Origin of the sequence: Oceanobacillus halophilus, assembly GCF_003628505.1 — a bacterium.
In the GTDB taxonomy this organism is placed as follows: Bacteria; Bacillota; Bacilli; order Bacillales; family Amphibacillaceae; genus Oceanobacillus; species Oceanobacillus halophilus.
On record NZ_RBZP01000010.1, the window covers coordinates 89,716 to 110,105 of the forward strand.

At 37.6% G+C, this 20,390-nt stretch carries 18 protein-coding genes, 2 pseudogenes and 1 riboswitch; of the genes and pseudogenes, 13 read left to right on the forward strand and 7 right to left on the reverse strand.

From position 1 onward, the window contains the following. Positions 1–12 precede the first annotated feature (12 nt). The 4 genes from D8M06_RS12765 to D8M06_RS12780 form a co-directional block, all read right to left on the reverse strand. A complete protein-coding gene (locus tag D8M06_RS12765) occupies positions 13–852 on the reverse strand; it encodes a carbohydrate ABC transporter permease (protein ID WP_121204795.1) in 840 nt (279 codons plus the stop codon). Positions 853–864: 12 nt separating this feature from the next. Continuing rightward, positions 865–1,758: a carbohydrate ABC transporter permease gene (locus D8M06_RS12770; RefSeq protein ID WP_121204796.1), complete on the reverse strand. Its 894-nt coding sequence runs from the start codon at positions 1,756–1,758 to the stop codon at positions 865–867. A 94-nt stretch (positions 1,759–1,852) separates the two neighbouring features. Beyond that, entirely contained in the window at positions 1,853–3,253 is a 1,401-nt protein-coding gene (locus D8M06_RS12775) for an extracellular solute-binding protein (RefSeq protein WP_121204797.1), read from the reverse strand. A gap of 83 nt (positions 3,254–3,336) precedes the next feature. Further along, the gene (locus tag D8M06_RS12780) at positions 3,337–4,185 is read right to left on the reverse strand and encodes a MurR/RpiR family transcriptional regulator (RefSeq protein ID WP_121204798.1); all 849 of its coding nucleotides are present in this window, start codon (positions 4,183–4,185) and stop codon (positions 3,337–3,339) included. 467 nt (positions 4,186–4,652) lie between these two features. Continuing rightward, positions 4,653–4,739: riboswitch (cyclic di-GMP riboswitch) on the forward strand. Between the two features lie 79 nt (positions 4,740–4,818). On the opposite strand from D8M06_RS12780, the gene D8M06_RS12785 reads away from it, so the two are divergent. From D8M06_RS12785 to D8M06_RS12805, 5 genes and pseudogenes are all read left to right on the forward strand, one after another. Then, a complete protein-coding gene (locus D8M06_RS12785; RefSeq protein WP_121204799.1) occupies positions 4,819–5,280 on the forward strand; it encodes a chemotaxis protein CheX in 462 nt (153 codons plus the stop codon). Between the two features lie 20 nt (positions 5,281–5,300). Beyond that, complete coding sequence (locus D8M06_RS12790; protein WP_121204800.1) at positions 5,301–5,747, forward strand: chemotaxis protein CheW; 447 nt, start codon at positions 5,301–5,303, stop codon at positions 5,745–5,747. Between the two features lie 12 nt (positions 5,748–5,759). Beyond that, positions 5,760–6,117: pseudogene (locus tag D8M06_RS12795) on the forward strand (response regulator). A gap of 27 nt (positions 6,118–6,144) precedes the next feature. Then, positions 6,145–7,848 carry a methyl-accepting chemotaxis protein gene (locus D8M06_RS12800; protein WP_121204801.1) on the forward strand — a complete coding sequence of 568 codons (1,704 nt, stop codon included), beginning with the start codon at positions 6,145–6,147 and terminating at the stop codon, positions 7,846–7,848. Between the two features lie 86 nt (positions 7,849–7,934). Further along, positions 7,935–8,675 carry an EAL domain-containing protein gene (locus D8M06_RS12805; RefSeq protein WP_158591790.1) on the forward strand — a complete coding sequence of 247 codons (741 nt, stop codon included), beginning with the start codon at positions 7,935–7,937 and terminating at the stop codon, positions 8,673–8,675. Positions 8,676–8,845: 170 nt separating this feature from the next. Here the strand turns inward: D8M06_RS12805 and D8M06_RS12810 are convergent, their stop codons facing one another. Beyond that, a complete protein-coding gene (locus D8M06_RS12810) occupies positions 8,846–9,079 on the reverse strand; it encodes a hypothetical protein (protein WP_121204803.1) in 234 nt (77 codons plus the stop codon). A gap of 345 nt (positions 9,080–9,424) precedes the next feature. Between D8M06_RS12810 and D8M06_RS12815 the strand changes: the two genes are divergently transcribed. The 8 genes from D8M06_RS12815 to D8M06_RS12855 all read left to right on the forward strand — a co-directional run bounded on the left by D8M06_RS12815 (position 9,425) and on the right by D8M06_RS12855 (position 18,508). After that, positions 9,425–9,955, forward strand: coding sequence for a hypothetical protein (locus D8M06_RS12815; RefSeq protein ID WP_121204804.1), 531 nt, complete (start codon positions 9,425–9,427; stop codon positions 9,953–9,955). A gap of 104 nt (positions 9,956–10,059) precedes the next feature. Next, positions 10,060–10,317 carry a hypothetical protein gene (locus tag D8M06_RS12820; protein WP_241558947.1) on the forward strand — a complete coding sequence of 86 codons (258 nt, stop codon included), beginning with the start codon at positions 10,060–10,062 and terminating at the stop codon, positions 10,315–10,317. A gap of 1,045 nt (positions 10,318–11,362) precedes the next feature. Next, positions 11,363–12,046 carry a response regulator transcription factor gene (locus tag D8M06_RS12825; RefSeq protein ID WP_176087387.1) on the forward strand — a complete coding sequence of 228 codons (684 nt, stop codon included), beginning with the start codon at positions 11,363–11,365 and terminating at the stop codon, positions 12,044–12,046. A 31-nt stretch (positions 12,047–12,077) separates the two neighbouring features. Further along, entirely contained in the window at positions 12,078–13,112 is a 1,035-nt protein-coding gene (locus D8M06_RS12830) for a sensor histidine kinase (protein WP_077706739.1), read from the forward strand. Positions 13,113–13,287: 175 nt separating this feature from the next. Beyond that, positions 13,288–14,073: an ABC transporter ATP-binding protein gene (locus D8M06_RS12835; RefSeq protein ID WP_077706738.1), complete on the forward strand. Its 786-nt coding sequence runs from the start codon at positions 13,288–13,290 to the stop codon at positions 14,071–14,073. Further along, positions 14,057–15,979: an ABC transporter permease gene (locus tag D8M06_RS12840; protein WP_241558948.1), complete on the forward strand. Its 1,923-nt coding sequence runs from the start codon at positions 14,057–14,059 to the stop codon at positions 15,977–15,979. Before D8M06_RS12835 ends, D8M06_RS12840 begins: the two co-directional genes overlap by 17 nt. Positions 15,980–16,926: 947 nt before the next feature. After that, on the forward strand, positions 16,927–17,766 hold the full coding sequence (locus D8M06_RS12850) for a hypothetical protein (RefSeq protein ID WP_077706737.1): 840 nt from the start codon (positions 16,927–16,929) through the stop codon (positions 17,764–17,766). A 172-nt stretch (positions 17,767–17,938) separates the two neighbouring features. Next, positions 17,939–18,508, forward strand: a complete 570-nt coding sequence (locus D8M06_RS12855) for a hypothetical protein (protein ID WP_147404976.1) — start codon at positions 17,939–17,941, stop codon at positions 18,506–18,508. A gap of 86 nt (positions 18,509–18,594) precedes the next feature. On the opposite strand, the pseudogene D8M06_RS20345 reads toward D8M06_RS12855, so the two are convergent. Then, a pseudogene (locus tag D8M06_RS20345) lies at positions 18,595–19,910 on the reverse strand (ISL3 family transposase). A gap of 1 nt (position 19,911) precedes the next feature. Next, a complete protein-coding gene (locus D8M06_RS19860) occupies positions 19,912–20,061 on the reverse strand; it encodes a hypothetical protein (RefSeq protein WP_017186665.1) in 150 nt (49 codons plus the stop codon). Positions 20,062–20,390 lie beyond the last annotated feature (329 nt).

The window sequence follows — 20,390 nt, forward strand, 5'->3', positions numbered from 1 at the left end:
TTCATGTAATACCTAGCCTTTTACTGCTCCTTCTGTCATGCCTTTTGTGATATGGCGTTGGAATAACGCATAGAAAATAATAACAGGAACTACTGCAATCGTTAGGCCAGCAAACAGCACTCCCCATGCACTGCTGTACTGCGCATTAGTTGCAAGAAGATCCATTTGCACACCTAATGTATTTTTACTGTCGGTTTGAATAAGAATTAACGCCATGAAGTATTCATTCCAAAATGATACAGCATTAAGGATCGATGCTGTAATAATCCCTGATTTCACTAATGGAGTAACAATTTTTAATAGAACCCCATAGGGAGACATCCCGTCTATGGCGGCTGCTTCCTCTAACTCCCGAGGGACATTTCCCATAAAACTAGTTAAAATAAAAATCGTAAATGGAACTTGCGATATTGCATAAACTAGGGATAGCGCCAATAAATTATCCAGCAGGTTCATTCGCATTAATAAAAAGAACAAAGGAATCCACCCAAGAACAGCTGGAATCATCATGGAAGAGATGTAGGTGTTGAATAAGATGTCACTTCCTTTAAAACGCAGCTTCTCTAAGGCATAAGAGGTTGGAATAGCTAGGACCAAGCATAAAAAAGTTCCCACTACGGTAACCGTCATACTGTTTAAAAATGCCGTGCCAATATTAAAATCTGTCCAGGCTAAGAAAAAATTTTCGATGTTAAATGTTTCTGGAAGCGACCATGGAGAAGCATAAATTTCTGCATTTGTTCTAAATGAACCAATCGCCATCCAAAGAATCGGGTAGATAACCACAACCGACCAAAGGAGCAACGGAATTCGTATAGCAATCTTTGATAAGAATCGAACAAAACTGAACATAATCTCCCCCCCTTAATGTTCCACTTTTTCTCTTTTTAAGATAAACTGCAAGATCAGAACAGTTACTAAAGAAACAACTAAAATTAAGACACCGATTGCCGCACCATAACCAAATTGAAAGTCTTCAAATGCCTTTTCATATAAATAGGAACCCATTACTTCCGTTGCATTACCAGGTCCACCATTGGTCATGACTTGAACCAATACAAATGAACCGTTCAAAGATGTAATTACAATATAAATAATCGACGTTTTAATTTGCGGCCAAATGAGTGGAACGGTTATTTTCCAAAATTGCTGCCATTCACTTGCTCCATCAATTTCGGCAGATTCATAAAGACTTTTAGATACGTTCATGATTCCACCCATAAGTAATAGCATGAACAATCCGATACCAGCCCAAATAGCAGGTAGCACTAGACTTGGCAGTGCCCATTCCATGGAACCCAGCCACGGTCTGGTCCAGCTTTCCAGGCCGATTGACGTTAGCAAACCATTAATAATCCCTATATCTGGATCAAAGATAAACTGCCATAAGATCCCAATCACAACAATAGACATGATATTTGGAAAGAAGAAAACCACTCGATAAAAGGGGGCTTCTTTAATCCGTAGCTGGGTTAAAGCAACCGCAAAGAATAGAGCTAAAAGCATGATCCCGATTACTTTGGTAAATACAAAGAAATAATCATTAAAGATTGTTTTCGGAATAACGGAGTCATTAAACAATTTCTTATAATTATCAAGTCCTATAAAATCCTTCACCGCACTCGAACCCGACCATTCAAAAAAAGATAAATAAAGTCCATTTACCATAGGGTAGACAGTGAACACAAGAAACAAGATAAAGGTAGGTAACAAACAGAATGCCAGAAATAAGTATTTTTGTTTTTTCGACTGTACCATCCCATCACTCTTTTCTATGAAACTAAAATATGTAAATTAATAGCTTATAAGAGAGAATGTAAAGCCCTATAGACTTTACATTCTTCCCCTTTCTTTAATTACGTAATTCCTCTGCTTTTTCTCGCATAACTTGAACAAATTCTTCTGCATCAATGTTCCCCATTAAAATTTCAACAATCTGCAGGTGCAATTCATCTGTCATATCAATTGCAATCTTTTGGTCATCGCCCTCTGGTGTATTTCGATTAAACACTTCGATTGTACCTGGATTATTTATCATTTCATTGATACCTTTTAAGAATTCTGGAACATTTTCATTACCAGAAAGATCCACGTTCTTCAGATTCATAATAGCACCTGTAGACTCGGCAAATTTCTGTGCATTTTCTTCTGTAAAGACATATTCCAAAAATGCTTTAGCAGCTTCAGGATTCTCTGCCTCTTTCGCAATAGCTACAGGACGAATATCGGGAACAAGTGCCATCGCATCTCCAGAATCATTGAAAGGTGTTGGCATAAAGCCATATTCGAAGTCATCTGGTGTATCCGCTGCCATTTCTGTTGGTAACCAGAAACCAACTGGAATATAGGCAGTCTCATGCATAATGAAATTCATTTGTGTCTGGGTATGACTTCTTGCAGCAAATCCTTCATCAACAAGGCCAGCCTCTACCATCGCTTCCACCTTCTTCATGACTTCCAATGCTTCATCACTTTCCCAAGCTTCTACCACACCGTCAGACAAGTTATTTAACAATTCTTCTCCACCAGCTGCTGCAAATGCTGGGTATAAAACACCACGCTGGAAGTATTGTGGATATTGACCAGTAGTAATAAATGGTGCAATTCCAGTGTCTTCTTTAATTTGTTCCATGGAAGCTAACCAAGTATCAAAGTCTTCAGGAACCTCCCATCCATTCTCCTGGAACCAGGCATTGTCATACCAAACTCCCCAAGTATCAAAAACAAGTGGCAGACTGTAGATTTCTCCACCGCTTAACTCTTCAGCTGGTGAAATAAAATTATCCAATAATGGCGTTCCATCTTCTAACGTAATGTCCCCCACCCAATCACTAAGATCCATCAACTGTCCATCACTAATCATTTGGGTTTCACTTGCACCGTTTCCGTCAATATAAACAACATCTGGTGGATCATTGGAAATCCAACGCGTTTTCATTTCAGTATTAATATCAGGCCCTGCATGTTCAATTATTTCGACGTTTGGATATTTCTCTTTAAATCCTTCCATCACGTTTTTCCACCATTCGTCTCCATAACCACCGACAAAGTATTGGATTTCCAGCTCTCCGGAGATTTCCCCGTCAGCGCCTGCTGATGCACCATCATCTGTCGTTTCTGATTCTTCTCCTAGATCTGCTTGATCATCTTCTGAGGAACTATCAGATGAACATGCTGCTAACATTCCTACTAGCAGAATAAGTGAGATTAGTAGAAACAGTAATCTGCTTTGCTTAAAAACTTTCTCTTTCATTCTTTTAACACCCCTTTAATATGTTTATATAAACCAATGCATGTGCACTGGGTAAACCCATGAATATTTCTCTGCCCCGTAAATTATTTAAATCTGTCCTGAATTGCTTTTCTCGTCTTATCTAAATAATCAACAGATTGCTTATAATTGATAGATGCCAATCCTGTAAATAAGATATCAATGACATTTAATTGAGCTATCCTGGAAGCGGTTGCTCCACTGCGAATACTCTTTTCAATCGGTGAAGCAAACAAATTCACATCCGCCATTTTTTGTACAGTGTTCGTACCATAGCCTGTTAACGAAATAACTTTCGCATGATTAGCTGTGACAATTTTTAACGTATCAATGATTTCCTTTGTTTCCCCCGAATACGAAACTGCTAACACCAAATCGTTTGCTTGAAGATGGACTGCTGATGTTAACTGAGTATGACTATCCGTTAAAGCCTCACACCATTTATTGATCCGCTTTAGTTTCTGTTCAAAATCGAGCGCAACAATAGCGGATGCACCAACACCTATAGCAATAATCCGTCTTGCTTTATTTAATAAATCGACAGCTTCGTCCATCGCTTTAGGATCCATAATAGCAAGTGTACTATTAATAGCATGCATGTTATTATTCGAAATTGATTCAATAATTTCTGAAAGTGTTGCATCTGCTGATATATCTTGGTATTTATTAACTTCCAGATTCCCCTGATTAATGGATGCAGAAATACTTAACTTCAATTCTCGAAATCCTTTAAAGTGCAGAGATCGACACATTCGAATAATCGTTGCCTCACTTGTATTTGTCTTTTTTGATAATTTGGCAATCGGCATCTCCAATATTTCCTGTGGATTATGAAAAATAAATTCTGCTACTTTTCTCTCCGAAGGGTTTAATATCTTAATCCCCTGTCGAATACGCTCCATTCCATTTTGCATTATTTTCTCCTTTTGACTTCAACGTAGTAAAACTTCGTATGTGTTATTAACTTTATGTAGCTTAACTACATCTTATTTTAATGTTATACAGATGTCAATATAATTATGATAATTTTCTGATAAGAGAGTAGTCTTGTTTTTGTTTTCACTTACAAATGGAAGAGGCCTTCCCGAAATTGGAAAGGCCTCTGCTTGAAAATACAATAGTAACTTTTAACTATAAAATATAAGGTACAGTCATGTTAAAGAGCAACAATCTTTTAGAAAAAAGCCTACTAATAAGTAAATCCATTATTCCTATTATTCTATAAGCTCCACAAATTATCATTTGTCAATAAATAGTAGAAATGATGGTTCTATTTATATTGCATAAAATTGGAAAAAGGCATAATATAGAAATTGCGCCTTTTTTATATAGGCAAAAAGAACCGTTAAATATTAACTAGTTACATGTTACTTTTTTGACATAATGTTAAAGGCAAACTATCTGAAAAGATAGGACGCAAAGCTCTAGGGTCTAAAGCTTTTTAAGCTACGATCGCCTAGCTACCAAGATATACGTATTTACTTGGCCGTTCTATGTTAGGAGCGGCCTTTTTTATATCCACGTTTACAACAAAGGAGAATCTCATTTTGCCCACCATAACTAAAGAAAAAAGCAAACATATCACTTTACTTTTAAATGGAACCATCCAATCGATTAAACATGTTATTCCTATGGAACATCAAATTTTAAAACTTCAACTTTTAGAACATCCATTACAACTTCAATACGGCGTGCTGATTGGATTAACGGGAGATGTGAAAGGAAAATTAGTGTTATCAGGTGATGCAACTATTTTCTCTGCTATTGGAGAGAAAATGTTCGGAATGGCTATTGAACAGGAAATGCTTGCTTCCTTTAGCGGGGAGCTAGGAAACATGCTTGGCGGTGGACTGTCAACAAATATTGTGGAGGATGGCTTGAAAACAGAAATAACGGCTCCTACCATTCTTGAAGGTAACACAAAGTTATCGGGTTATGAGAAAGCCATCCATCTGCCTTTACAACTTAAGCAAATAGGGGACTTATCCATATATCTTCTCCTTGATTAAATAGAAAGAGGTGTAGATCATTGCAAGACTATATAAAACTGATCATTTTTGAACTAAATCAACAACGGTATGCGTTAGATGTACAGCAGGTTCTCTCCATTGAAAAACTACAAAAAATCACAATGGTACCTGGCAGTTCCGAGTATGTTAAAGGCGTTATGAACCTTCGTGGGGAAGTAATTCCAGTAATGGATTTAAAGATGCGTCTACATATCGCAAAAACAAACGAAACAGAAAGCAAACAAATTTTGATTGTTAACATAAATGGTATTCAGGCAGGGCTAATGGTGGACGTTGCAACCGATGTACTTAATATAAATTTAGAAGGAATTGAGAACCATATCGAAAAGAACGGAATTATTGATGATAGCTTTTTCCAAGGTCTAGTCAAAGGAGATAATGATTTAATTATCTTATTAGATTTGGAAAAAGTATTGGCCATAAAAGAACTGGAAGATGTGAAGTAAAGGAGAAAAGCAATGGCAACTATATTAATCACAGATGATGCTGCGTTTATGAGAATGCAATTACGAAATATGATTTCAAAATTAGGACATGAAATAATTGGTGAAGCAGAAAATGGTCTCGCAGCAATCCAAAAAGCAAGAGAGTTAAAGCCAGATTTGATAACCATGGACATCACGATGCCAGAAATGAATGGAATAAGATGCAGTAAAAAAGATAAGAGAGGAAAATCCTCATGCAAAGATTATTATGTGCTCTGCTATGGGACAACAAGGCATGGTAGTTGATGCCATTAAAGCAGGAGCAAATGATTTTATCGTGAAGCCTTTTCAAGCCGAACGAATACAGGAAGCATTAAATAAAGTTTTATAAAATAATCGAAAGAGTTAGGTGAAACCAATGAAGAAGTTAGGGAATCTACTAAATTTCAAAAGTGTACGAGCAAAAATACTTTTTGGTTTTGGCATTGTCATTGTTTTAGCTATTTTGTTAAGTACATATACAATCTTTTCAATTCATAAAATAAATAGTGATTTAAGTGAAATGATGGATCGGGAACTATCATTATTAATTACGGATGAGCAGTTAGCGAATAACATGGCACATCGTTCCAGTTTAATTAGAGGGTATCTATTATTTGAGAGTCAAACCTATAAAGAGGAATTTCAAGCTGGTACAGAAAATAGTATCGAGTTAGAAAACCAGGCGCTTGAACTAAGTGACTCGGATGAATTAGCAAGATTGCTAGAAAAAAAGATAGAGTGGGGCACATTAACGGATGAAGTTTTTGCGGAGTACGACCAAGGCAACGAAGAAAAAGCCATTGAACTAATGGAAACGATGGTCCAACCTCTAGGGAATGAATTACTGGAAGGTTTTAATAATTTAGCTTTAGAAAGAGAACAGGAAATCAAAGAGCTAGGGGAAAACATTGAATCAAGTGGCGAAACCATCTTTCTATTTGGAATCATAATCTCCATACTCGTTGTGGTATTAGGTATCATTGTTTCAGGAATTACATCCTTCTCTATTACCAGACCAATACGTACGGTCATGGAACAAATGAAGTCCATCGCAAGCGGAAACTTAAATAATGAAGCACTGCACACAAAATCCAGAGACGAAATTGGACAACTAGTTCATGCTACCAACGAGATGAATGATAGCATGCGAGAAATTATGATAAAAATCAACGATGTCTCCACCACAGTGTCTACACACAGTGAAGAACTTACACAATCTGCAAACGAAATACGTTCAGGAACCGAACAAATTTCTACGACGATGGAAGAATTAGCTTCTGGTTCTGAAACACAAGCGAACAATACAAGTGATTTGTCATCCATGATGGGAACCTATTCACAGAAAATGGAAGAAGCAAACACAAATGGAGAGCGCGTCCAAGAAGAATCTCATCAAGTGCTGGAGATGACGATGGAAGGCTCGCAATTAATGGATTCATCCATGAAACAAATGGAGAATATCGATAAAATCGTGAAAGAATCTGCTCAAAAAGTGCAAGGTTTAGATAACCAATCGCAAGAAATATCGAAGTTAGTCTATGTTATTAAAGATGTCGCAGACCAAACCAATTTATTAGCATTAAACGCTGCTATTGAAGCTGCAAGAGCTGGTGAACAAGGCCGAGGCTTCGCCGTTGTAGCCGATGAAGTAAGAAAACTCGCAGAACAAGTAGCAGATTCTGTTACTGATATCTCGACCATAGTTGGTAATATTCAAAACGAATTTAACGTAGTAACAGACTACCTGAACAATGGTTACCAGGAAGTGGATCAAGGAACCAATCAAATCAGATTAACCGGTGAGAAATTTAATGGTATCCGAAACTCTGTAACAGATATGGCCGAAAACATCAAAATGATTACAGACAATATTTCTGATATAACATCTGGCACGCAAGAAATGAATAGTTCCATTCAGGAAATTGCTGCTGTATCCGAAGAATCTGCAGCTGGAGTGGAGGAAACTGCGGCCGCTTCTCAACAAACGACAAGCTCCATGGAAGAAGTTGCGGGAAGCGCGGATGAATTAGCCAAATTAGCAGAAGAGCTAAATGGATTAGTACGGCAATTTAAGCTTTAAAAGGTTTAGCTAATTAGAAAATAGGATAGTTCTTGAAGGGAAGGTACTATCCTATTTTTTATTTTGGTAGATTAGGGGGATTTTATTTGATAAATAGCAAACAAAACTTTTTTCTAAACCATGGTAATTTATATCATGTCATTCAGCCGATAGTGGATTTACATGCGAATAAAGCAATGGGTTATGAATTCTTAGTACGTTCACCTCAATTTCAAAATCCAGAATCGCTCTTCCGTTACGCATCAGAAGTCAATCAATTATTCCAATTGGATATGCACTCCATTTCCCAGATATTTAAAACCTACCATAAAGAACAAGATGGCATGCTTGGAAAATATCTGTTTATTAATATACTGCCATCTACATTCATGCACCCTTCTTTTCAAAAGGAGTTACAAAAGATAGTAGAGTCCTTGAATATTCAACCTAATAACATTGTATTTGAAATCACCGAAGTGGAACGTGGAACCAATCTAGCCACTCTCCGCTCCAGTGTTGCGGATTTAAAAAAACAGGGGTTTATGATAGCTTTAGATGACATAGGACAAGGAGAATCTTCTATTGTAACTATATTGGAAATAGAACCGGATATTGGTAAATTGGATCGATATTTTGCAATGGGTTTAAGTACTTCCATTAAGAAACAAAAGGTAATCAAACAAATCTTAAAAACCTTTGGGGATGAAACCAAATTTATTTTAGAAGGATTAGAGAAAGAAGAAGATTTGCTAGCTGCAAAAAGACTTGGGATTCCTTATGGACAAGGATTTCATTTGGGGAAGCCGAAACCTGTTGGAACTTATTTGGGGGTAGTGGAAACGAGTTAATATATGGATGGATAAATTTCTTATACAGCCCGGTTGATTGGAATGGAAATCAACGAAGCACTTTCCGTCGGTCTCTATAATAGTAAGTGAAGTAAAAAGCCCTTTTTAGGAATGGGCTTTTTTTACTTCTTCTGCTTTCATCTCATAGTTTGACAGATACTAAACGCTTATTACAATGGAATTCGTTTATATCTTCTTTCTACACTTATAGCACTGCGATTCATCATTTCTCCGATTTTTTTATAGGTTAATCCTTCTTCTCTTAACCGTACTAGTTCTCTATCTTCTTTCGTTGTCCAGGTTTTATATTTCTTTTTCTTGGTCAAGGATTGATCCATTTCTCTCCGTCTTTCCTGATTCACCCATGCTGGTTCTGGTGCCAACACATGAGGTTCAATAGCCATAAATTGCACGTTGTCCTGATGACTTTCCGCCCATTCCCAAAAAGCCTCCGGACTAATTAGAAAAAAAGCCTGTTTTTCCTTCTAATAAGTTCGGTTTTGGAGTGCAAAGAGTAAATAAACATCAATAAAGGGGTGCTATATAGCATCCCTTTTCGCATTGGAAATAACAATATAATCGCAACCTATTTGGTAATAAAATCATAGAAAAGTGAAATTATTTAGTTATTCGTGTTAGAATAAATATAGAGTTTGTGAAGGATTGTACTTAAACTAACGGGCAGGATTGTTTAACAAGGATTTAATTATTTAATGGTAAAATAATATTAGAAAAGTGGAGATATTTAGATGACTTTACATCATTTCATCGGTGCTAATATTGAACTTCCTACTGGTAGTTTTGGTAGGAATCCAACATATAAACCTCTTTCGGAGTTGAAGTTAAAAGGAATGAGCGAAGACAAGCAAAATAAAAAGAATAACGGTTCTAAGCTCGTTAAGGCTTACGAAACAGAAGAAGATGCAAGTGGGATTGATGTTCTTAACTTGGTTTCTGGATACGAACTGGTAAGAGATAAATTCACAACGCCTTTTGTATATGAAGTGCAAGGATACCTAGACTCAAACATTACATCATTTCATCGTAAATCAATCAAATCACTTTTTAGTTATATTGATGAGCACTTATTAAAAGGGGATTTTATAGAAATATACTCTTGTTGGGATGGACAAGAAGAAAAAGAGAAAGATGACAGTAAGGATGTAGTTATTAACCTCACTACGTTACAATTCGGAAACCATATAAGATTAAATGACATCAATCATCTTTGCGAAACATTCTTTTTAGATGATCAGCAATATGTTTTGGTAAAGAAATAAAGGACAGTGCACTCTTCAAGTAACGGGTGCTTTTGTGGCAAAAGCTAACAATTAATAAATAGGTAGTGCTTGTTTAATAAATATCTATTATAATAATGATAGAGGTGATAAAATTGGATAAGCAAATTCTTGATCTACTTACAGAAATGAGTAAAGAAATGAAAAGCATGAAATCAGATATTCATTCTTTAAAATCAGAAATGCATAACCGATTTGATACTATTGAAGCAAAACTAGAAGGTGTTGGTGGGCAGTTCGAATTAACAAATGAATCAAGAATTAATGAAGTGGATTTTATTGCTGATAAGGTAAATAAACTGGAGAAGGACCTTTACATTTTAAAGAATAAGAGTAGTAACTAAGAGTGCTAAATACGCACTCTTTTTTCATGTAAGTTTACTCTTTTATGAGCTGGAATGTAACAGCTTTGTGTTAGTAACTGGTGCGTTTGTTTTGCAAAAAAGTCCAGATAAAAAAACAGAGGCATTTAAAATGTTTAATGAACAATTTCCAACCTTTTTCGTTGAACCAGTGTTAAGCTGATTATTGCGGATGAATTGAGCCACTTGTGCGTAGTTTTGAGCCACCGATTGCGGAAAATAGAGCCACCATAGAGCCACTAATGTAAAACCGGTCTTTAAAGTATAGATTCGGAGCCACAGGGGAGCTGCTTGCCATTGACTGTAGCTCCCGGTTCTTTGCACATTTGCTGGAAGGGGTCGGGGTTGAGGCTTTGAAATAAAGTTTGATAATTTCTTAAAAGTGGCTTTCAGGATTATCTAATGGATACTATGCTTGATTTAATATCAAATTATATATGGATTGTGAAAATATTCACTTAAACTCCCTCAGATAGATTCAATTTACTCGTAAATGCTCGCTTATTCGCAGGATTTCAAACCACTTTTCAGTACAATAACGGATAAATGGAATGAGTGTTGATAATAAAGGCTACATGAAGGCATGCGGGAATAAGGGAGTCATAAATAAATTTAACGTTCTACAGGAATGCTAACGGGCAGTTTATTGTCATAAGAAGAAAGGTTATGGGTTTTTATAAACAACCCATACTATTCTTTATGAATCGTATCTGATATCTTAAAGAAAAGAGGAAAATGAAATGAGAAATTTTGGTGCACATTCGGCCTTGCCAATTTAGAAGAAGCAACACCTATTTGGTTACAGATACAAGAAAAAGTTGAAAATGGTATGGGTAAGGAAAAATAAAAAGATTTGTTAGAAACGTTAAAATCCTTACAGACATTGAATTATATGTGAACTATAGGGCCTTTCCGCAATCCATAGGTGAAACATTAATCTGTGATATATTAATGAGGAGTAATTCTTTGTTACCTCAAATTATTTTATTTAGAACAGTCAAATTTGCGAGACTAGGAGGCTAGCTTGATGAAGATAAACATATTTGTTGTTGAAGATGATGATGCTTTGTTTGCTGCGTTGAAGAAAGGTCTAGAGGCTTGGTCGTTCCGGGTCACGAGACCAGATGATTTTGAAGGTGTGATGCGTTCATTTCTTGAACAACAGCCTCAGCTCGTCATCATGGATGTAACACTCCCGAAATTTGACGGTTTTCATTGGTGTCGCGAGATTCGCGCTGTATCCAAAGTACCCATTGTTTTTCTTTCCTCCCGCGATCATCCAATGGATATGGTCATGGCGCTAAGCATGGGGGCGGACGATTTCATCCAGAAGCCGTTTCATACAGACGTGCTTTATGCTAAAATTCAAGCCATTCTCCGGAGGACCTATGCTTATGGCGAAGAGCAAGTGAATATTCTTGAATGGAACGGTGCCTTGATTGATTTGAATCGAGGTGTCATTCGAAACGCTGAGAAAGAAGTGGATTTAACAAAAAATGAATTTTTTATCCTGATCACGCTCGTGAAATCGAACAATGTCATTATCTCGCGCTATGACTTGATACGAAAGCTGTGGGAGGATGAACAGTTCGTGAACGACAATACCCTCACGGCGAATATAACCCGTTTGCGGCAGAAGCTGGAAACGATCGATTTGGCAGACGCGATTGTGACAAAAAAAGGGCTCGGTTATATGGCCATCACTTTATAGAGAACTTGTACTAAAAAGGAGGAACTGTGCCATGTTTATTCGTTACGTTGGTGCAAGGAAAAGCTGGATTTTACTGTTTGTCGGCTTACTCGGCTTTGCCGATGCTCTGATCCTTCTTGATCAAGGCTTCCAGGTTACATTGACTTCTCTCCTTTATTTTAACGCCGCATTTATTCTGTTCTTTCTCCTGTTTTTTTTATGGCGCTTCAAAAGAGAGACAAAATATACCGCCGCGTTGGCTGCTTTGCAGGAAAACATGGCCTTAGACTGGATTGAGACACTTCCTGAACCTGGTGACGGCCTAGAACAGATGACCGACGACATTCTACGGGAGGCCACCCTTCAGTTCAAACGAAAGCTTTCTGACTATAAAGAAAATCAACTGATTGCGAAAGAATTTACGGCCTCATGGATTCATGAGGTGAAGACTCCTCTCACCGTCATTAAGCTAATCCTAGATGCCCTGCCAAGTGATCCGGAAATACGTAAAATTGAAGCGGAATGGTTACGGGTGTATTTGTTGGTCGATCGTCAGCTGCATATGACTCGATTGCCTGCGCTCGAAGCAGACTATGTTCTTGAATCTGCCTCCGTCCAGCACCTTGCCGCAGAAGAAATACGGGAACTGGCACCGTGGTGTATGGAAAAAAATCTAGCGGTTAGTATCGAAGGAACGGATGTAAAGGCGATTACAGACCAAAAATGGTGCCGCTTTATCCTTCGGCAATTGTTAACGAATGCCGTGAAATATACTCCTGCGAATACAGCAATAATGATTGTGACAGATGTAACGGAGACAGGCCAAGTCTTTTTGGATGTCATCGATGAAGGACCGGGAATACAGCCGCACGAATTGCCACGTATCTTCGATAAAGGCTTCACGGGTGAAAACGGTAGGATTCAAAACGCAGCGACCGGAATGGGGCTCTATCTTGCAAATACCGTTGCAGATAAATTAGGAATTACCCTCGAGGTGCAACCCAGTCAAACGAAAGGTTCGGTGATGCGAATGATTTTTGTCAATCCCAACGCATTCGAAGCTGTCCGAAGAGGGGCGGGCGAGTAATAGCAGCTATGAAGCAGTCAGGATGATTCCTGGCTGTTTTTTGGTGTAGAATAGTGAACCTGACAATATTGTCACATTACCTTGCCAGATTATCATGTAAAACGTACGACAAGCAAAAAATCCAACCGTATAATAAAGCTATCATCAAGCCACACTTATCATTTGGAGGTACGTTATGGATCAGTTAAATATAGAAGAAACTGTTTTACAAGCACGAAATGTTCACAAAACATATGGTACGAAAGGAAACACACAGCATGTATTAAAAGGAATCGATTTACGCGTCACCCGCGGTGAATTTGTCGGCATTATGGGACCTTCCGGCTCAGGCAAGACGACATTGCTTAACGTTTTAGCCACGATTGATCATCAAACAGATGGAACTATTTTAATCGATGATGAAGATATCTCTAAGCTGAGTAATTCCGCGCTCTCCGCCTTTCGTCGCAACAAGCTGGGATTCATCTTCCAGGATTATAATCTACTGGACACGCTGACAGTGAAGGAAAATATCCTGTTGCCCATCTCCCTTAGCAAAATGAGCAAGAAAAAGGCGGAAAGCGAGTTCACAGCCCTCGCAGATGTGTTTGATATTAAAGTACTGGCACACAAATATCCACATGAATTATCAGGAGGCCAGAAACAACGGACAGCTGCCGGGCGCGCTCTAATCCACCAGCCTTCGATCATGTTTGCGGACGAACCGACCGGTGCACTGGATTCCAAATCCGCTTCCTCGTTACTGGACGTATTGGAGAAGGTCAATCAGCAGCGAGGCGTCACTGTTGTCATGGTAACCCATGATCCGGTAGCCTCCAGCTACTGCAGCCGTGTTGTGTTTTTAAGAGACGGGAAGATATATTCCGAGCTGTACCGCGGCGATAAAACAAGACATGCCTTCTTTAATGAAATTTTGGACGTACAAGCTGTACTAGGGGGTGACCATGTTGACCGTATTTGAATTAGCTCTTCGCAGCATGCGACAAAATATGAAGCATTATTATTTGTACTTCTTTGCGTTGACCTTTAGTATGAGCCTGTACTTTGTCTTCACCTCCCTACAGCACGATCAGGCTGTTCAAAATATGACACATCCGAGCGTTGACTTCTCTGGCGGCTTGCAAATTGCGGGAGTCATGCTAATTGTCATCATTGGGATTTTTACCCTCTCGGCGAACGGCATATTCCTGCGTCGCCGTAGTCGAGAAATCGGATTATTCCAGCTGATTGGTCTTTCCAAAGGCTGGGTAGCCCGATATCTCATGATCGAGAATATCCTGATTGGCTTAGGTGCACTACTTGCTGCGATCATTTGCGGGCCGATAATTTCAAGGATGTTCGTCCTGATTTTGTTGAATCTGCTCGACTTAGAAGGGATTGTCGGCATCAGCTTCTCCGTAACCGCGGCTTTTAAAACGGTGATGGTCTATTTTCTCATCAACGTCATCACTTCCATTCAGATGATCCAGAAGGTTTATCGCAGCACCCTTCTGGATCTGTTTCAAGCCGATAAGCGACCTGATCTCACTAAGCCGCCTAAAGCAGTGGCATCTGCTATTTTCGCCCTGCTCGGTCTGGCATTGATTGGATACGGCTATGAATTATCAGGTCATATCAATAAACAGTTATTCGTCAACGCATTATTGATGCTCGGATCCATCGTTGCAGGGACATACTTATTGTTTCGCGTTACGATCAGATGGTGCTTTTACCTGTTCCGCAAACGTAAAGATGGACACCTAGGCTTAACAAACAGCCTGTCGATGGCTCCGCTGATGCACCATACGAAAGCAAATGCCAACTCACTTACTTTGATTACGTTGTTATCGGCGATGACGATCACGATGATTTCTATGGCTTACTCCTTCTACTACTCCGTAGAGCAAGAGACCCGCCGTGATCTCCCTTATGATTTTATGTTTGAAAACGAGCAGCAGGAGGCGCTGTCGTTCCAGAGCGAGCTGGAGGAGGAAGGCATCGATGTGAAACACCACGTCGTTGAAGCGGTTCTGACGCAAGGCGTCATCCTTGATCCGAATGACGAATCCTACAAGTTTGAAGAAAGTTTGTTATGGCTTCCGGCTGAACAGCTTAAACAAACAGGCGCAGATGTCGACATGCCGCCAGATGGAGAAGCCATTTTGTACAATGCTGGTGCCTCACTTTCTGGGGACTTAGATAAGCGATATCCAACCGAAATAGAGCTAGAGCAGCATGGACAGACCATTAAATATACATTGAGGACAGTGATGGAAAGGAACATCATGAATTTAGATGCTTCCGGCACTCAACTACTGGTGTCAGAAGCGACGATGGACAAGATCGCAGAACAAATGGCCGGTACCCCCGATTATCAAAAAATTCACTTTGATACGTATCAAGTTCGGGACAAGGAAGAGCTCGCCATCGCTTCCGCTCTATACGCAAAATCCGTCAGTCTTGATCGATTAACGGAGGATTTCTATTCGCAGTACAAAGAAGTGCTGCAAATGACAGGTATGCTCATTTTCATCGCAGCTTTCCTTGGACTTGTCTTTTTAATCTCAACTGGTAGCATCTTGTACTTCAAGCAAATGACCGAAGCCGAGCAGGAAAAGCAAAGCTTTAAGACGTTGCGTCAGCTCGGATTTGACGTGAATATGATCATGAAAGGCATTATCCGAAAGCAGGCCATCGTATTTCTACTCCCTCTCTCAATCGGTTTGCTGCATTCAATCTTTGCTATCAAGGCATCTTCATTTATGATCCGGTCGGACACCATGATCCCGGCATCCATCGCCATGTCGATTTACACGGTTATCTATTTTGTATTCGCTCTGTTTACTATAGGCTACTACCGCAACATTGTAAAAAACGCTATATCATAACCATCACTTAAAAGGGGATAAGCTATATGGGGTACCGCCAACATTTTGGACATTTTATACGCTAAGCATATTTCCAACCTAAAAAAATCGATTCCTTATCGTACAGGGAGTCGATTTTTTTGTTTTACAATCGCGCTCGTTGAATAGAGCTTTGTACCAAATCTATTTGGTGGAGGCATTAGTTCCGTTGGTGAATATCTCCATTTGTTTGTACTATCAGTACCTGTGTATCTGTATAGTTTTCCAGTTATCTTACTATACGGTACAATAACCTCTACAATAACCAACTATATAACCAATCTTTGTTCAAAATATACAAATGAGAATTTAAAAATATACTATTCAATAACATCTGTTATAGAATGCTAGTAAATAGCAGAAAGAGCTTATTCAATCATCGGGCGCTTTTCTTGAATAAGAAGGCGTCTTTTTGATATGCCTTACACATTAAGGGGTGAGATTTTATGGGTCTTCGGAATATATAGTGGAAAAGGGCTTATAATTCACCCTTCTTCAATTTCTTTAGAAATATGGAAAAACGAATACCAAAGTTAACTAAATTCCATAAAGATGCTCTTTCGTTATAGATGAATTATGAAAAAAATATCCAATATACTTTAGAAGTTAAAAAACTATAAAAAAAGCATTTAATTTACTTTTCTATTCATCTACCCATATAGTTATAGTAAAGTTTTAGTTCAAAAGCCTTCTGTTGCAATACCTAATGCAATGTATAATTAGTGCGAATCTAAATATAAATTGAAAATTTGAATAAAAATTAAATAAAAAATAGTACATTATATCTATTAAATTAATGGGATTTTTTCCGATATTAAAAATAATATCTTTTTAAGGAGGGATATTACTTATAACTTTATAATGACTATTATATTTGTTGTAGTTGTAAGTTAATCAATTCCCAAAATTTTTGAAAGGTGGTACTCAAAATGAAAAAGTTTATTTTAATATTTCTTGTAACTTTATTAATGTCCCCAATTGCTATTAGTGCGGATACGAGCACCCCGGATCAAGTAGAAGATGCCATAGAATTGCCTAGAAACGATAAGACCGATAGAACAATGCCGGAGAAGAATCACCTAACTGAAATCAACTCAGATACTGACAGTAGAGTTTATAAAATTGAGTTAGGAATGAACCCTACAGAGAAATTAACTATTGTATCACAAAAAACCTATGACATAGTGATAACTGATTCGAATGGTAATACTATTATACAAAGAAATGAAATTGGCGAGGAAGGTAGTAGACAAGTAGAATTCCCAACTGACAATTATGGTGACTATTACTTATTCATCACACCTTCAGATGATGGGAGAACCCAATATCCCTATAGTTTAAGAGTCATAGTTGGGGAACCTATTTATTTATATTATGGAAATGAGTACCAAATCAATCTTCTGAATTCGTCTTTAACACCTACTAACACTACCAGTAGGATACAATACTTTGATTTATCAGACATAGATTCTATACCTGAAGGCTCGATATTAACAGGCTTTACAGTGGGGGGTACTGAAGTTAACCGATCTTCTCTTAGCCTTTATAGTATAAAAAGAAGTTTGAGACCTAATTCTAGCTTAAATTGGATAGATGCAACCTATCCTTTATATAGCCCTAGTGATTTAGATGTTGCACCTAAGAGTGATCAAATCTTGGTAAAGCAGGGTTGGGCATTTAGGCATTCTGCCGACTTTTATCCAGGCGAAACTGCTACCTATACTTTAACTCCAAATATTACTTTAGATTATAAAATAGAGATGAAGTGAGGTTTGAAAAGGTCAAATGGTCTCTAGTATTCAAAGATTACTAAATAATTATTTTGATAAAAGTAATGTCCAACAACAAAATTTCCGTAACACAGTTTCACAATCAATAGAGAGAACTGATGGTGTTCATTCTAATAAGAATGTAGAAATATATAATCCCAAAACTAATAAAGTGAAATACAATGATAAATCTATTTCACCACGGTTACAGGTTGACAGAAATTACAATTTAACTATTGAAGAAAACAAAGTATACAGTGTGGATACAGATTATGGATTGATAAACTATCAATTTAATAATGATTCAAATTCAAGTTACGTTCAAACACTGCATTACGATAATCAAATTAGTGATGAGAAACGTGTCCATCTAGAGAAAAACAGGCAATTTTTAACTCATTTACAGACGTTTGCAGAGACTGGAAGAATTAATATTATGTATACTGCAAGAGAAGCTAGTGAAGTACTAGAAGGATTTAATAGATTGGGAATCAATACCGAAGAGCCTTTCACTATAAATAATAAACCGACAAGATATAGGATCGATCCTTCTGGTGTTATTCATGAAGTTGATCTTGAGAGTAGAGGAATGAAAGAGAAGGACTGGAGAAAGTTTGGACATGATGAAAATACTATATTTATAATTCAAGGTAAAGAGTACAAAATGGACGAGAATGGTCAACTTCCTTTACCAGAAGATTATGTCCATAAACATGAGCAAGTACAAATTATTAATAAATAATGTTCAGTAACATAATATTTCTAGCACCCTGAAATTTATATAGGGTGCTTTTTTCTTGGATTTTCGGATTTATGGTGGAACGGAACTTATAGCTCTCCCTTTTCCAACTCCTTAATAAATGTGGTGAAGTCGATACCAAAGTTATCTGAAACGTTGTGATCTGTAACGTGGTCAAACATATTTGGTAAAGCATCGTAAAAAGCATTTTTATTAAAACGAGGTTTCCGCTTTTTATGAAGCTTTTCGTTGAATAAAATTTTTGCCCTTAAAGAATCAAAAGAATATCCTTTTCCCAGTCGTTCAACATGACGTATAATGCTATTTTATAGACTCTGTATATGCGTTAGTAAGTCTTTTATCAAAGTGATTGAATATTTCTTCATTCCAATTGTCTACGGCTCTAACAAGGTCTTTATAAGCATCTTTAACATTACTGGATACACAACGCTGACGCCAATTTATATATCGTTTTTCACCTTCTTGTGAACTTGGCGTATCCCATATCTTATAGAATTCTTCTTTGAGTTCATAGGCTTCCTTCAAATCAGGAATATTTCCAAGCCAAGTTTCTAAAAGTAGCAATTCACGGTCGATTAGATCGTGCCTGCGTTTGAGAAGTATAAACCTATCACGCATAAGTGTTCTTCTTCCTTTTGGTGTCATATTAGTTCTTAAAGATTTCCTAACACTATCCAAGGCTTGATTTGCCATACGGACTACATGAAACTTATCTACCACCACTTTAGCGTGTGGAAGGACGATATTCACTGCATCTTTGTAAGGTTTCCACATATCCATTGTGACGTATTCGATATAAGACCTATCTTCAATCTCTAAAAGGCGTTTAATGACTGTATCCTTGTTACGATCCTTTTTGATGTCATAGATAGTTCTCCGTTCGACGTTGGTAAGTACCAGACGAGGTTTACGAATGATGTGTATTTCATCTATCCCAGGCCATTTAGGAGTCTCAAATTGGTATTCTCTTTCTTTAAATGCCGCATAGTCCTTAAAGACGTTCCTAACGGTCTTCTCGTCAACACCAACGCTTTCTGCGACTTCTAACAAAGGTCTTAGACATTGATTGCTCTTCAATGGATTCTAACAGCCTTCTGGTCATACTACGCTTTTCGTCAATGGATATAAGACGTTCCCAAAAGGTCGAGTCACACTCACGACACTTATAACGTCTACGGTTCAATTGTAAGCCAACTCGCTTTAAACGAATGGGCAAATCCATAATCAATTGTTTTCGTGAGCTGTGCTTATATAACTTGTCAAAACCACATTCTGGACAACGTTCTGGAGGATAGATTGCTTCCACTTTAAACATCATATCGGTTTCATTCTCTTGTGGTGGTTCGATTGCTGTAAGATCTGGGAGGAATAATAAGTCGTTCATATTACACCTGAACCAACTCTGGATTTTGATAGATATTACCAATAATTTTTAAATTGCATTCAAGTGTCTTATCATCCACATATTGTACTTCATTTGTCATATGCCAATGTGAGTACAAATTTATCCAAGCACGAAACTTAAACTCTCTCATTACCATCACTCCTATCATTTGATAGGTTAATTATACCAATAAAGGATAATGATATTCCACTAAATAATCCGATTTATGATTAAATTGTTGTTAAACTATTAAACTGGGTTTTCCACTATATATTCCGAAGACCCGATTTTATAAAGGGAAAACATTGTGAGTTTTTCACTTAAACTGCCCATTTCTTCAAGGCACCTTTTTTGAAGTATAGGGGCAGGTTATTTTAAGTGGATGTTTTAATAAGTCGTAGGAAATTTATTTTGGGGGAATTTTATGTTGAAAAAGGTCTTGTTATTATTGCTTATATTTGTAATTTTAGGTGCATGTTC

What these genes read in the sequence shown, in the direction of transcription:
- D8M06_RS12840 (WP_241558948.1), top strand. Translation starts at nt 14,057, where the DNA reads ATGTTGACCGTATTTGAATTAGCTCTTCGCAGCATGCGACAAAATATG.
- D8M06_RS12765 (WP_121204795.1), bottom strand. Translation starts at nt 852, where the DNA reads ATGTTCAGTTTTGTTCGATTCTTATCAAAGATTGCTATACGAATTCCG.
- D8M06_RS12770 (WP_121204796.1), bottom strand. Translation starts at nt 1,758, where the DNA reads ATGGTACAGTCGAAAAAACAAAAATACTTATTTCTGGCATTCTGTTTG.
- D8M06_RS12830 (WP_077706739.1), top strand. Translation starts at nt 12,078, where the DNA reads ATGTTTATTCGTTACGTTGGTGCAAGGAAAAGCTGGATTTTACTGTTT.
- D8M06_RS12825 (WP_176087387.1), top strand. Translation starts at nt 11,363, where the DNA reads ATGAAGATAAACATATTTGTTGTTGAAGATGATGATGCTTTGTTTGCT.
- D8M06_RS12835 (WP_077706738.1), top strand. Translation starts at nt 13,288, where the DNA reads ATGGATCAGTTAAATATAGAAGAAACTGTTTTACAAGCACGAAATGTT.
- D8M06_RS12800 (WP_121204801.1), top strand. Translation starts at nt 6,145, where the DNA reads ATGAAGAAGTTAGGGAATCTACTAAATTTCAAAAGTGTACGAGCAAAA.
- D8M06_RS12815 (WP_121204804.1), top strand. Translation starts at nt 9,425, where the DNA reads ATGACTTTACATCATTTCATCGGTGCTAATATTGAACTTCCTACTGGT.
- D8M06_RS12850 (WP_077706737.1), top strand. Translation starts at nt 16,927, where the DNA reads ATGAAAAAGTTTATTTTAATATTTCTTGTAACTTTATTAATGTCCCCA.
- D8M06_RS12775 (WP_121204797.1), bottom strand. Translation starts at nt 3,253, where the DNA reads ATGAAAGAGAAAGTTTTTAAGCAAAGCAGATTACTGTTTCTACTAATC.
- D8M06_RS12810 (WP_121204803.1), bottom strand. Translation starts at nt 9,079, where the DNA reads ATGGCTATTGAACCTCATGTGTTGGCACCAGAACCAGCATGGGTGAAT.
- D8M06_RS19860 (WP_017186665.1), bottom strand. Translation starts at nt 20,061, where the DNA reads ATGAGAGAGTTTAAGTTTCGTGCTTGGATAAATTTGTACTCACATTGG.
- D8M06_RS12780 (WP_121204798.1), bottom strand. Translation starts at nt 4,185, where the DNA reads ATGCAAAATGGAATGGAGCGTATTCGACAGGGGATTAAGATATTAAAC.